We start from the raw sequence: 12146 nt of genomic DNA on the forward strand, positions 1-12146 counted from the left end.
GATCAGCGGTTCTGCGGGGTGCGGGACCCCTGGTGCTCCACGGTGCGGCGGGGGCGGAACCGCAGGCGGTGGGCGGAGTGGCGGACGTGGGTGTGCGCGGGGATGCCGGGCTTGTGCTCGACGGGGGCGACGGTGGGCTTCCCCATGACCATCAGCGGGTCGAACATCACCACGACGCCGGCGAGGAGCAGGAAGGCGAGCGGGCCGATCAGCATGGGCGCGAGCAGGGCCGCGGGCGACTCTCCCGTAGCGGGTTCGGCCGTGCCGTGCAGATGGACGCTGAGGGCGGCCATGCCGGTGTAGTGCATGCCGCTGACGGCGAGACCCATGACGAGGCTGGCGCCCACGCTCCACAGGAAGCCCCTGACCTGGCCGGCGGCCCACAGTGCGGCGGTGGCCGCGCCCATCGCGATGGCGACGGAGATGCCGACGGTGACCGTGTTGTACTCCAGCTTTCCGTCCAGGCTCATGCTGGCCATGCCGAGGTAGTGCATCGACGCGATGCCGAGCCCCGTGATGGTGCCGCCGGTGAACAGGGCCGTACCGCGGGCTCCCTTGTAGCCGACGATGAAGATCCCGACACCCACCATGACGATCGCGACGGCCAGGCTCGCGAAGGTCATCGCCTTGTCGTAGTGGATCGGGGTCCCGCGGACCGTGAATCCCATCATCGCGACGAAGTGCATGGTCCATATGCCGGAGCCGATGGCGGCGGAGCCGAGCGCGAGCCAGCCGGGGCGCCAGGCGTGGGAGACGAGCATCGATCTGGTGGTGCAGCGCAGACCCAGAGCTCCGCCGAGGCAGGCCATGAAGTAGGCCACGAGGGGTGTGACCAGGCCATAGCTGAATCCGTCGATCGTGCCCTGCATGCGCGGCTGCCCTTCCCGCCCGTGTACGTCCCGGAATTCCCGATGTGCGCCCCCTCCCAGGACCGCACGAGCGGTCAGGGTTGACGCAGAGAGTATGACCCCCACCGGAATGGTCGAACGACTTTCCGGCAAAGAAACACGCCCCTGCCGCAGTTGTGCGGTACCAGTGAGCGGAGTTGGGTGATCTCCGTTCAACGTGTGGTCATCCTGCACCCCTCTCGCGTTGACCCTCTGCTGTCACAGTTGTGCTGTCTGTGATGTCGCCGTCGCTCGTCGCGAGGAGTACGCATGCACGCGCGCGCTGTTGCCGCCTCCACCACCGCACTCCTGGGGACTGCCGCACTGCTGTTCCCCGCCTCCCCCGCGCGGGCCGCGGGAAACAGCACGTCGCCGCTGGTCATCGCGCACCGGGGGGCCTCCGCTTACGCGCCCGAGAACACCCTGGCCGCCGTGGACAGAGCGGCGGAACTGGGCATCCGCTGGGTGGAGAACGACGTGCAGCGGACCAGGGACGGCGAGCTGGTCGTCCTCCACGACGACAACCTGCGGCGCACCACCGACGCCGAGGAGGTCTTCCCCGGCCGGGCTCCCTGGAAGGTGAAGGACTTCACCGCCGCGGAGATCGCCCGGCTGGACGCGGGCAGCTGGTTCGGACCCGAGTACGCGGGCGCGCGCGTGCCGACGCTGGAGCAGTTCGTGCACCGCCTGGAGCGGCATCACCAGAAGCTGCTCCTGGAGATCAAGAACCCGGAGCTGTACCCCGGCATCGAGCGGCAGACGCTGAAGGTCCTCAGCAACGAGGGCTGGCTCGACCGGTCGCATCTGGCGGGCCGGCTGATCGTGCAGAGCTTCAGCGCGGACAGTGTGCGGACCGTGCACGAGCTGAAGCCCGGCGTGAAGACGGGCCTCCTGGGGACTCCGCGGGTGTCGGACCTGCTCGACGTCGCCGAATTCGCCGACCAGGTCAACCCCTCGTACAGCTCGCTCTCCCCGGCGTACGTGTCCTCGGTACAGGCGTTCGACGGACCGCACGGCCGCCGGCTGGAGGTCTTCGCCTGGACGGTCGACAACGCCAGGACGGCCCGGCGGATCGCCGGCTACGGGGTCGACGGGATCATCACCAACAGGCCGGATGTGGTGCGCGACGCCGTGGGCGGCTGATCCCGCCGGCCGGGCGCGCGGTGTTGTCAGTGGCGGGTCCTACTGTGGGGCGCATGGACAGGCAAGGGCAGGTCGAGCCGCGGGTGGTGTGGGCGGTCGTCGAGAGCGGGATCGGGCCGTTGCTGCTGGCCGCGAGCCGGGAGGGCCTGGTCAACGTCGTTTTCCACGCCACGGACACCGTGCGGGACCGGGCGGTCGAGCGGCTGGCGTCGCGGCTGGGCACCGAGCCCGTCGAGGCGCCGGGTTCCCCACTGCTGGCCGAGGCGATACGCCAGGTCGAGGCCTACTTCGCGGGTGAACGACGCGACTTCGACCTGCCGCTCGACTGGTCGCTGATCTCCGGTTTCAACCGGGAGGTCCTGCGCGAACTGGCCTCGGGCGTCCCGTACGGCACGGTCGTCGGGTACGGCGACCTGGCCGGGCGGGTCGGTCAGCCTGGCGCCGCCCAGGCCGTGGGTATGGCGATGGGCGCCAATCCGCTGCCGGTGGTGGTGCCGTGTCACCGTGTGGTCGAGAGCGGCGGCGGCATCGGCGGCTTCGGCGGCGGCCTGGAGACCAAGCGGAGGCTGCTGGCCCTGGAAGGGGTGCTGCCCGAGCCGCTCTTCTGATGCGGCGCACCACGGCCCGATCGGGCGCTGTCCGGGCCGGGCCGGGACCACCGTCATGAAGCCAGCCTGACGTGCCAAGTCCCGGTGCCGGCCCTGGTCAGTCCTGGCGCCGGCCCTGGTCAGTCCTGGCGCCGGCCCTGGTCAGTCGTAGTGCCTGGCTTCGAAGACGTTGCCGTCCGGGTCGCGGAAGTAGAAGCTGCGCGTTGCCTTGCCCCGGGCTCCGAAGGAACCGTGGGTGAGATCCGACATCGGTACGGAGTGGTGGGCCAGCCGGCTCAGGAGGGCATCGAAGTCGCCGCGAGGCAGCGACAGGCAGACATGGTTGACCGGGTGCCCCGCGCTGTCGGCGGAGCCGGGCAGCATCCTCATGCGCTCCGCGAAGCTCAGCGGCATGAGGTCGAGGATGGTCTCGTCGCTGACCCGCACGGACGGGAACGGCACCTCACCCGCAGCGAACTCCGCAAGCCTGACGGCCTCGAGGCCGACGGCCTTCTCGTAGAAGTCGACGGCGGTGAGCGGGTCGCGCACCCAGAGGACGACGTGGTCGAGACGCGGTATGTGATCCGTCATGCACTCCAGGCTCGTGACGACGCCGCCGGCCCGCAAGGGTTTGGCCCGGCGCGCCGCCCGCCAGAGATGAGGGAGGGGAACGACTGACCGACCGACAGGAGGCAGGCGCGTGGTGCTGGTGGTGTCCGAGGAAGTGCGGGAAGCGGTCGACGCGCGCCGGCCGGTCGTGGCCCTGGAGTCCACGATCATCGCCCACGGGCTGCCGCGTCCGCGCAATCTCCAGGTCGCGCTGGAGCTGGAGACGGCCGTGCGGCAGGAGGGTGCGGTGCCCGCCACGATCGCCGTGCTGGACGGGCGTCCTCATGTGGGCCTGGACAAGGAGCAGCTGGAGCGCGTCGCGAACGAGGACGGGATCCGCAAGCTCGGCCACCGCGACCTGCCACTCGCTGTGGCGACGGGGGCGAGCGGGGCGACCACGGTGTCGGCGACAGCGCTGCTGGCGGCACTGGCGGGCGTGCGGGTCTTCGCGACGGGTGGGCTCGGCGGGGTGCACCGGGAGTGGACGGCGACGCAGGACGAGTCGGCCGACCTGGGGCTGCTGGCCCGTACCCGCATCACGGTGGTGTGTGCCGGAGTGAAGTCGATCCTGGACGTGCCGGCGACCTTGCAGCGGCTGGAGACGCTGGGTGTCGCGGTGGCCGGCTACGGCACGGGCCGGTTCCCCGGCTTCTACCTCTCCGACTCGGGGCATCCGGTGGACTGGACGCTGGGGACGCCGGAGCAGGTTGCGGGTGTCATGGCGGCCCAGGACACCCTCGGCGGGCCGGAGTCGGCGCTGATCGTCGCCAACCCCGTCCCCGAGGAGGAGCAACTCGATCCGGACCTGCACGCACGCGTGCTCGCCGACGCACTGCACGCCTGTGAGGAGCAGGGCGTCACCGGCCAGGCGGTCACGCCGTTCCTGCTCGACCATCTGGTGCGGCACACCGACGGCGCCTCCCTGAGCGCCAATCTGGCGGCGGTCCGCGGCAACGTACGCCTGGCGGCGCGGATCGCGGCGGCCTGGGCCCGGGGATGAGGGCGGACGGCGGGACCGGACGGGGAGAGGGAACGGGCCCCGGGGGAACGGCCGCAGCGGGTACGGGGCCCGCGGGTACGGGCTCCGCAGGCACGGGCTCCGCAGGCACGGGCTCCGCAGGCACGGGCTCCGCAGGCACGGGCTCCGCAGGCACGGACGCGGCGGCGGGCCGGGGGCTGCTCGTGGTCGGGGACGTCATCACGGATGTCGTCGCGCGACACGCTGGGCCGCTCGCGGCCGGCACGGACACGACTGCGTCGATCCGGACGGTGGCGGGCGGTGCGGGCGCCAACGTGGCGTGCTGGGCGGCCCAGCGGGGCGCGGCGGACGTACGGCTGCTCGGGCGGGTCGGGACGGATGCGGCTGCCTGGCACGAGCGGGAGCTGGTCGCACAGGGGGTGCGGCCGCAGCTCGTCGTCGACCCGCTGGCGCCGACCGGCACGGTGATCTGCATGGTCGACGGGGGCGCTGCGGCCGAGCGGACGTTCCTCACCGACAGCGGCGCGTCGGGACGGCTCGGACCCTCCGACTGGTCGGACGCGCTGCTCGACGGCGTGGCCCGGCTGCACCTGTCGGGCTACCTCCTGTTCTCCGAGTCGAGCCGGGATCTGGTGGCTGTGGCACTGAAAGCCGCCCGCTCGCGTGGGGTGCCGGTGAGTCTCGACCCTGCTTCGGCCGGGTTCCTCGCGGAGCTGGGCGCCGAGCGGTTCCTGGCGCTCGTCGAGGGCGTCGACGTGCTGCTGCCCAGCCGGGACGAGGCGTGCCTGCTGACCGGCCTGGCGGATCCGGGCGAGGCGGCGGCCGGGCTGAGCCTGCGCGTGCCGCTGGTCGTCGTCAAGCAGGGGCACGAGGGAGCAGTCGTGGCCCGCTCGGGGAAGGTGCGCGCCCGCGTTCCGGCCGCACCGGCGACGCCACGGGACACGACCGGCGCCGGCGATGCCTTCACGGGGGCGTTCCTCGCCGCCCTGCTCGCGGGTGCAGGGCCGGAGAGAGCCGCGACGGAGGGCTGCCGGGCGGGCGCGCGAGCGGTGGAGCAGGTGGGCGGCAGACCGCCCCTGCCCGATTGACCGGCTCCTACCCGACTGACCGTCACAGCACGGCTGACCGCCCCTGATCCGACTGGCCGTCCCCGCCCGACTGGCCGTCCCTGACAGTCCTCGTTACTGCTTCCGCCCCCACGCCGAGATCATCGGTGCTGTCGTCAGATCGAGCGCACCGGACGTGACGTTCCCCAGGTGCCGGTCGATCTCCTGGTCCGTGGCGAGGCCGGCCGCGACGAGCTGGTCGCGGATCTGCCGGATCGTGACGGACTCCAGGGCCGCGCAGGCCGGCGAGGTGAGGGGGAAGTAGGCGTCTGCCTGGACCCGGGTCAGTCCGGCGTCCCGGAGCAGCCTCGGCAGGGTGCGGCCGCACGGAAGGTCGGTCCCGCGATCGGCGAGCAGGCTGCGGAAGCCTTGCCGCAGCCGGTTCGCGAGCTGCTGTTCGGGGCCGTGCTCGTCGGGACAGAGCAGCGGCTGAAGGGCGGGGTCGGCGTCCTCGACAAGGAGGCGTCCGCCGGGGCGCAGCGCCTTGACCATGGACTGCAACGCCCGTTCCCTGTCGGTCACGTGGACGAGGGCGAGGCGGGCGTGCACCAGGTCGAAGCCCTCCCCCGGCGGCTCCTGGGCGCCGAGTTCGTGTGCCCTCACCTCGACGGGTGGCCGGGCTGCGGAGGCGAGCCGTGAGGGGTCGGTGTCGGTCGCGACGACGCGTCCGGTCGGGCCGACCTTCTTCGCCAGCCAGGAGACCACGGTGGTACCGGCGCCGACCTCCCAGCACCGCCAGCCGGATCCGACGCCGAGCGCTTCGAGGTGCCGGAAGGTCGTGGGATCGAAGAGAGCGGCGAAGGCGCTGAAGTGCTCTGCCGCCTCGGTCTGCCGGTTGTCGAGGAGGTACCCGTCGGTTCGCGTCATGCCTCGATCATCCCAGTTGTCTGACTTATCCATACTCGGCGACGCTCCGGCACGGAGGCGCCTTCCGCACGAGCCCTCTTCCGCACGGAGCCCCCTTCCACACGGAGCCCCAATCCACACGGAGGCCTGCTTCCTCAGCCAGAAACCGCTTCGCACGCGTCCCTGCCGAGAACCGCCCGGCACAGTAATGCGTCGCTTCAGCAGAGCCGCGGGCCCGCGAGTGTCGTCCGTCCACAGCCGGGAACCAAGCGGAATGAGTCATATCCACAGGCTTACCCGCAGCTCACGCGGGCCTGGCAGACTGGCGCGGCAAGGCGCAGGAACGGCGCGAGAGGTTCCACGCAAGGAGATCCGGATGTCCATGGCAGGGAATCTGCGGAAGGTCACGAGCCTCGGCGGCGTCGGTGGCCTGCGCAAGATGGCTCGGCTGGCCCGGCGGCGCCCGCGCGTCGACCTGAGTCACCCGGCCCGGTCCCCGCTGGGCTCCTCGGTGGTGAACTGCGTGACGTACCGGGACGGCGTCCGCACCCCCGCACGCGGCGACCTGGTGGACACCGTGCAGCGGGTGCGCAAGGACCGGGAGGGCTTCGTCTGGCTCGGTCTGCACGAGCCCACCGACCAGGAGTTCGCGGGCATCGCCGAACTGTTCGACCTGCACCCGCTGGCCGTCGAGGACGCGATCGAGGCGCACCAGCGCCCCAAGCTGGAGCGCTACGGCGAGACGCTGTTCGCGGTGTTCAAGACGGTCTGCTACGTCGAGCACGAGGAACTGACGGCCACCAGCGAGGTGGTCAACACCGGCGAGATCATGCTGTTCGTCGGCGCTGACTTCGTGATCACGGTGCGGCACGGACGGCACGGCTCGCTCGGCCCGCTGCGTGAGGAGCTGGAGTCCGATCCCGGCCAGCTCGCCTTGGGCCCGTCCGCGGTGCTGCACGCGATCGCGGACCACGTGGTCGACGACTACCTGACCGTCACGGACTCGGTGCAGGGGGACATCGACCAGGTCGAGACGGACGTGTTCTCGGAGTCCGGCGCGCGGACCGACCCGGGGCGCATCTACCAGCTCAAGCGTGAACTGCTGGAGCTGAAGCGGGCGGTGGTGCCGCTCAGCCGGCCACTGGAGGATCTCGCCACCCGGCCGATCCGCGCGGTCGACCCGGAGATACAGGCGTACTTCCGTGACGTCTCGGACCATCTGCTGCGGGCGAAGGAGCAGATCGCCGCCTTTGACGAACTGCTCAACTCCATCCTCCAGGCACACCTCGCGCAGGTCACGGTCGCGCAGAACGAGGACATGCGGAAGATCACGGCGTGGGCCGCGATCGTCGCCGTACCGACGATGGTCTGCGGCGTCTACGGCATGAACTTCGACCACATGCCGGAGCTGCACTGGCGGTACGGCTACGGCATGGTGATCGGCGTGATATCCGTGGCGTGCCTCGCCCTTTACCGGGGGTTCCGGCGCAGCGGCTGGCTCTGAGCGCGGGGAGGGACCCGCGAAGGGCTCCGGAGCGCCGGTGGGGTGATCCGCGAGGTCAGTGCATGGCGGTCGTGGCGTAGACGCTCTGTGCCCAGGACGCGATCTGGTCCTTCGCGAGATGCCGGGCCAGGTCGGCTTCGCTGATCATGCCGACCAGGCGCTTGTCCTGGATCACGGGCAGTCTGCGGATCCGGTGCTCCCGCATCTCGCGCAGCACCTCGCCGACATCGGCGTCCGCGTCGATCCAGCGGGGCGTGCCCTTGGCCATGTCGCCCGCGGTGACCCGGGCGGGGTCGTGGCCCATGGCGACGCAGCCGACGACTATGTCGCGGTCGGTGAGGATGCCGCACAGCCGCTCGTTCTCGTCGCTGATGGGCAGGGCGCCGACGTTCAGTTCGCGCATGAGCTGGGCGGCGCGGTCGAGGGTTTCGTGGGCGGGGATCCACTGGGCGCCGCGGTGCATGATGTCTCGGGCGGTGGTCATGGAGTACCTCCCGGTGCCGGACGGCCGGCGCGGCGCGGGACGCACCGCGAGTCCCGGCGCCCCTCATTCTCGCCGGGCCGCCGGATGCCCGCACACGGAAGCCCGCGCCGGAGCCCGCATGGGTCCGCCCAGGCCCCGTCCGCCGGGCCGGGCATCGAGGCCCGGGCTCAGCCGCTCCACGCCGGGCGGTGCGGATCGTCGGCCCGCACCAGGACGTCCGCCGTCCCCACCGGGTCCGTCTCGTGCTCGTAGCGCTCGAAGGCCGGAAGGGTCCACTGCTCGGCCTCGGGGGTGCGGCGGCGCAGGGCGCCCGGGGAGAGGAGGACGTGGACGCTCAGATCGAAGGGGAACCAGTGCCGAAGGAGGAAGGGCCCGTGGAGGATCAGCACGCCCCCGGGCGGGAGTTCGACGTAGGGGCTGCGGGTGGCGCGGTCGGCGGCCGGGTCCCACAGGTCGGGCAGGACGCGGCCGTCGCCGTCGGCTTCGAGCGGCCCGAACACCTCGCGCCACAGAGCACCGGTGTCGTACCAGCCGTCGTAGTAGGCCTCGACGTCCTGGTGACCGTATTCGAGCCGTACGGAGGCGGGGCGAAGAAAGCCCTCCGTGCCCACGGCGAGCGAGGAGCGGCCGCGTACGCGCAGCGCCTCACCGACCCGGTGGGCGAGGTCTCCCGGGCGGGCGGCGGGGGCCCCGTCGATGGCGATGCGCGGCCAGGGACCGCCGTCGGCGGGCTTCAGGTCGAGCAGGCGCTCGGCGAGCAGGTCGCCGAGCCGTTCCCAGGTGATCGCTTCGAGTCGCACACGGCCCATGATGCGTCAGGCCGCCGGGAGGGAAGCGCCCCACCCGCAGACGGGGCCGGGCCGCGGCGGCCCCGGTGCCCGGGAGGGGTGGTGACCGGATCGCCAGGATCTGCCGCGGAGTGCGTAGTTCGCGCCGCCGTGAGGGGGAATGAACCCCCTATGGTGCCCCGCGCGACGCTCCCTTCTCTCACCGGACTTCTCGTCTTCCAGCCCCTCAAGCGGCGGTACTGCGCCGAGTGCCGCCGAGGACCCCTGCCGCTGCTCACCCTTGAGGACGGCGCCCCGCGCTGCCTCGACTGCGCCGACCTCGGACAGCTGGTGTTCCTGCCGAGCGGCGACACGGCGCTGACGCGCAGGTCGCGGGAGGAGAGCACGCTGTCGGCGGTGGTCGTGCGGTTCAACCGGCGCAGGAGCCGGTACGAACGGCAGGGAGTTCTGGTCGAGGAGGCGGCGCTCGCGCGGGCCGAGCAGCGGTGTCTCGCGGACGCCGAGGCGCGACGGCGGCGCCGGGTGCGGGACGCGCGGCGACGGGCGGCTCAGGACGCCCTGTTCGCACAGGCGTTCGCGGCGGAGATACTCCGGCTGTTCCCGGGGTGCCCGGCCGCACGGGCGCGGGCCATCGCCCTGCACGCGTCGGAGCGGGGCAGCGGGCGGGTGGGCCGCAGCGCGGCGGGGCGCGCGCTGACCGAGGGCGCGGTGACCTCGGCGGTGGTGGCGTCGGTACGGCATCTGGACACGCCCTACGACCGGCTGCTGATGAGCGGCGTGCCCAGACATGAGGCGCGGCGGCGGATCGCGGCGGCGGTGGCGACGGTGTTGCGGGGGTGGACCGGGGCCGGGCTCGGTTCCGCGGGGTGACGGACGGGAGGCCCCGGGGGGGCGTGCCGTCAGGGCGCCGGCACGGCCGTTCGGGGCCCGTGGACGTTCGCTTATGACGCCGCGCCGTTCGGCCATGGTCACGGTGCTCGTAGGGGAATTCACTGGTGGCGTGGAAGGGTACCGGGCGGGGCCCGACTGGACGGCGGGAGAGAGACATGATCGACGGACCGTACTTCGTGCTGACGGTGCTGGGTGTGCTTGGGACCGGCCTGGTGGCCGGCGTGTTCTGCGCGTTCTCGACTTTCGTGATGCGGGGCCTGGGCATGCTGCCGTCGGCGCAGGGGGTCGCCGCGATGAAGGCGGTCAACGTGGCGGCGGTGGCTCCGCCCTTCATGATCGTGTTCCTCGGATCGGCCGTGCTGTGCGCGGTGATCGCCGTGGTGACGTTCGTGCTGTGGCCGGACGAGGGGACGGTGGAGCTGCTGGTGGGCAGCGCGCTGTACCTGTTCGGGTCGTTCGGGCTGACCATCGTCGCGAACGTGCCGCGCAACGACGCCCTGGCCGAGTTGGAGCCGGGCACTCCGGAGGCGGCCGCGTACTGGCCGGTGTACCTGCGCGAGTGGACGCTGTGGAACCACGTCCGCACGGCGGCATCGGCCGGAGCGGCCCTGTCGTACGTGCTGGCGCTCACCTGACACCCGTGCCACGCGGCGGACAGGCACCGGCCGGAAGGCGGACGTATCGTGGCGAAAAGAGTGCCGCCGGCGAGTGAGAAGAGGCTCCGCCCGACGACGCACGGCCCGCCCCCGCGCACGCAAGGAAGACGGCCATGGCCGATCCCAAGGGTTTCCTGACCACCCCCCGCCAGGAGTGGCCGCGCCGGCCGGTCGAGGAACGGGCGCGGGACTGGGACGAGGTCTACGTCCCCGGGGCGCTGCTGCCGATCATCAGCCGGCAGGCCGACCGTTGCATGGACTGCGGCATCCCCTTCTGCCACGAAGCGTGCCCGCTGGGCAATCTGATCCCCGAGTGGAACGACCTGGTGTCCAGGGAGGACTGGCGGGCGGCCGCCGACCGGCTGCACGCCACGAACAACTTCCCGGAGTTCACCGGCCGGTTGTGCCCGGCGCCGTGCGAGGCGGGGTGTGTGCTGGCGATCAACCAGCCGGCCGTCACCATCAAGAACGTCGAGTGCGCGATCGCCGACCGGGCCTGGGAGGAGGGGTTCGCGCCGCCCAGGCCGCCGGAGCGGCTGTCCGGCAAGACGGTCGCGGTGATCGGTTCGGGCCCGACCGGGCTGGCCGCGGCGCAGCAGCTGACGCGGGCCGGGCACACGGTCGCCGTGTACGAGAGGGACGACCGGCTCGGTGGGCTCATGCGGTACGGCATTCCGGCGTTCAAGATGGAGAAGCACCATCTGGAGCGGCGGCTGGAGCAGATGCGGGCCGAGGGGACGAAGTTCCGGACGTCGACGGCGGTCGGGCGGGACATCGGAGCCGATGAGCTGCGGACCCGCTACGACGCCGTGGTGCTGGCCACGGGCGCGACCGCATGGCGTGAACTCCCGGTGCCGGGGCGGGAGCTGACAGGAATTCACCAGGCGATGGAGTACCTGCCGCTGGCCAACCGGGTGTGCGAGGGCGATCTGGAGTCGTCCCCGCTGTCGGCGGCCGGGCAGCACGTCGTGATCGTCGGCGGCGGCGACACGGGGGCGGACTGTCTGGGCACGGCCGTCCGGGAGGGCGCGGCGTCCGTGACGCAGCTGGACATCTACGCCCTGCCGGACGCGGAGCGCGACGAGGACGCGGAGCCCTGGCCGACGTACCCGATGCGGATCTACCGGCTGTCCGCCGCCCACGAAGAGGCGCGTGACCTGCGGACCGCCCCGATCGCGGACGCGGATGCGCGGCTGTTCGCGGCGTCCACGCTGCGCTTCGACGGCGACGCCCGGGGACGGGTGCGCTCGCTGCACCTGGTCGAGGTGGACGCACGGCGCCGTCCGGTGGAGGGCACCGGACGGACGCTCCCCGCCGACCTCGTGCTGCTCGCCCTCGGCTTCTCCGGGCCCGACCGGGAGGACGGCCTCGTCGACCAGCTGGGACTGGAGTTGGAGCCGCGCGGGACGATCGCGCGGGACTCCGGGTTCGCCACGAACGTGCCCGGGGTGTTCGCCGCGGGGGACGCGGCCCGGGGGCAGTCGCTCATCGTGTGGGCGATCGCCGAGGGGCGGGCGGTGGCGGCGGCCGTCGACCGTCATCTGACGGGCAGTGCGAGGCTGCCGGCACCGATCGGGCCGTACGACCGGCCCATGGCGGTGTAGCACCGGCCGCCGAACCGCCCGCGGCCCGCCCCCGGCCGCCCCTCGGCGGGGTAGCGCCCGCC

13 protein-coding genes are annotated in these 12146 nt (G+C 72.3%); 8 read left to right on the forward strand and 5 right to left on the reverse strand.

Features of this window, described 5'->3' with window-relative positions; all coding sequences use genetic code 11:
• Positions 1-2: 2 nt before the first annotated feature.
• Positions 3-869, reverse strand: coding sequence for an MHYT domain-containing protein (locus GTY56_RS09060; protein ID WP_161364257.1), 867 nt, complete (start codon positions 867-869; stop codon positions 3-5).
• A gap of 288 nt (positions 870-1157) precedes the next feature.
• Here GTY56_RS09060 and GTY56_RS09065 point away from each other — a divergent pair, with 288 nt between their 5' ends.
• The gene (locus tag GTY56_RS09065) at positions 1158-2030 is read left to right on the forward strand and encodes a glycerophosphodiester phosphodiesterase (RefSeq protein WP_161364259.1); all 873 of its coding nucleotides are present in this window, start codon (positions 1158-1160) and stop codon (positions 2028-2030) included.
• A 53-nt stretch (positions 2031-2083) separates the two neighbouring features.
• On the forward strand, positions 2084-2638 hold the full coding sequence (locus GTY56_RS09070) for a methylated-DNA--[protein]-cysteine S-methyltransferase (protein ID WP_161364262.1): 555 nt from the start codon (positions 2084-2086) through the stop codon (positions 2636-2638).
• 141 nt (positions 2639-2779) lie between these two features.
• Here the strand turns inward: GTY56_RS09070 and GTY56_RS09075 are convergent, their stop codons facing one another.
• Positions 2780-3208, reverse strand: a complete 429-nt coding sequence (locus GTY56_RS09075) for a VOC family protein (protein ID WP_161364264.1) — start codon at positions 3206-3208, stop codon at positions 2780-2782.
• A 109-nt stretch (positions 3209-3317) separates the two neighbouring features.
• Between GTY56_RS09075 and GTY56_RS09080 the strand changes: the two genes are divergently transcribed.
• Complete coding sequence (locus GTY56_RS09080; RefSeq protein WP_161364268.1) at positions 3318-4226, forward strand: pseudouridine-5'-phosphate glycosidase; 909 nt, start codon at positions 3318-3320, stop codon at positions 4224-4226.
• Positions 4227-4408: 182 nt separating this feature from the next.
• Positions 4409-5293: a carbohydrate kinase family protein gene (locus tag GTY56_RS09085; RefSeq protein ID WP_524540089.1), complete on the forward strand. Its 885-nt coding sequence runs from the start codon at positions 4409-4411 to the stop codon at positions 5291-5293.
• A 93-nt stretch (positions 5294-5386) separates the two neighbouring features.
• On the opposite strand, the gene GTY56_RS09090 is transcribed toward GTY56_RS09085, so the two are convergent.
• On the reverse strand, positions 5387-6178 hold the full coding sequence (locus GTY56_RS09090) for a methyltransferase (RefSeq protein ID WP_161364272.1): 792 nt from the start codon (positions 6176-6178) through the stop codon (positions 5387-5389).
• Between the two features lie 355 nt (positions 6179-6533).
• On the opposite strand from GTY56_RS09090, the gene GTY56_RS09095 reads away from it, so the two are divergent.
• Positions 6534-7661: a magnesium and cobalt transport protein CorA gene (locus tag GTY56_RS09095; protein ID WP_161364274.1), complete on the forward strand. Its 1128-nt coding sequence runs from the start codon at positions 6534-6536 to the stop codon at positions 7659-7661.
• A 55-nt stretch (positions 7662-7716) separates the two neighbouring features.
• On the opposite strand, the gene GTY56_RS09100 is transcribed toward GTY56_RS09095, so the two are convergent.
• Both GTY56_RS09100 and GTY56_RS09105 read right to left on the reverse strand, forming a co-directional pair.
• On the reverse strand, positions 7717-8145 hold the full coding sequence (locus tag GTY56_RS09100; protein ID WP_161364275.1) for a CBS domain-containing protein: 429 nt from the start codon (positions 8143-8145) through the stop codon (positions 7717-7719).
• A 167-nt stretch (positions 8146-8312) separates the two neighbouring features.
• Positions 8313-8954, reverse strand: coding sequence for a nucleoside/nucleotide kinase family protein (locus GTY56_RS09105; protein ID WP_202509925.1), 642 nt, complete (start codon positions 8952-8954; stop codon positions 8313-8315).
• A gap of 150 nt (positions 8955-9104) precedes the next feature.
• Here GTY56_RS09105 and GTY56_RS09110 point away from each other — a divergent pair, with 150 nt between their 5' ends.
• The 3 genes from GTY56_RS09110 (at position 9105) to gltD (ending at position 12084) form a co-directional block, all read left to right on the forward strand.
• Complete coding sequence (locus GTY56_RS09110) at positions 9105-9803, forward strand: DUF2293 domain-containing protein (RefSeq protein WP_161364279.1); 699 nt, start codon at positions 9105-9107, stop codon at positions 9801-9803.
• A 176-nt stretch (positions 9804-9979) separates the two neighbouring features.
• A complete protein-coding gene (locus GTY56_RS09115) occupies positions 9980-10459 on the forward strand; it encodes an anthrone oxygenase family protein (protein ID WP_161364282.1) in 480 nt (159 codons plus the stop codon).
• 134 nt (positions 10460-10593) lie between these two features.
• Positions 10594-12084 (forward strand): glutamate synthase subunit beta, encoded by a 1491-nt coding sequence (gene gltD / locus GTY56_RS09120; protein WP_161364284.1) that lies wholly within the window; start codon positions 10594-10596, stop codon positions 12082-12084.
• The last annotated feature ends 62 nt before the right edge of the window (positions 12085-12146 follow it).

Origin of the sequence: Streptomyces sp. SID5643 (assembly GCF_009872555.1) — a bacterium.
Classification (GTDB): Bacteria; Actinomycetota; Actinomycetes; order Streptomycetales; family Streptomycetaceae; genus Streptomyces; species Streptomyces iakyrus.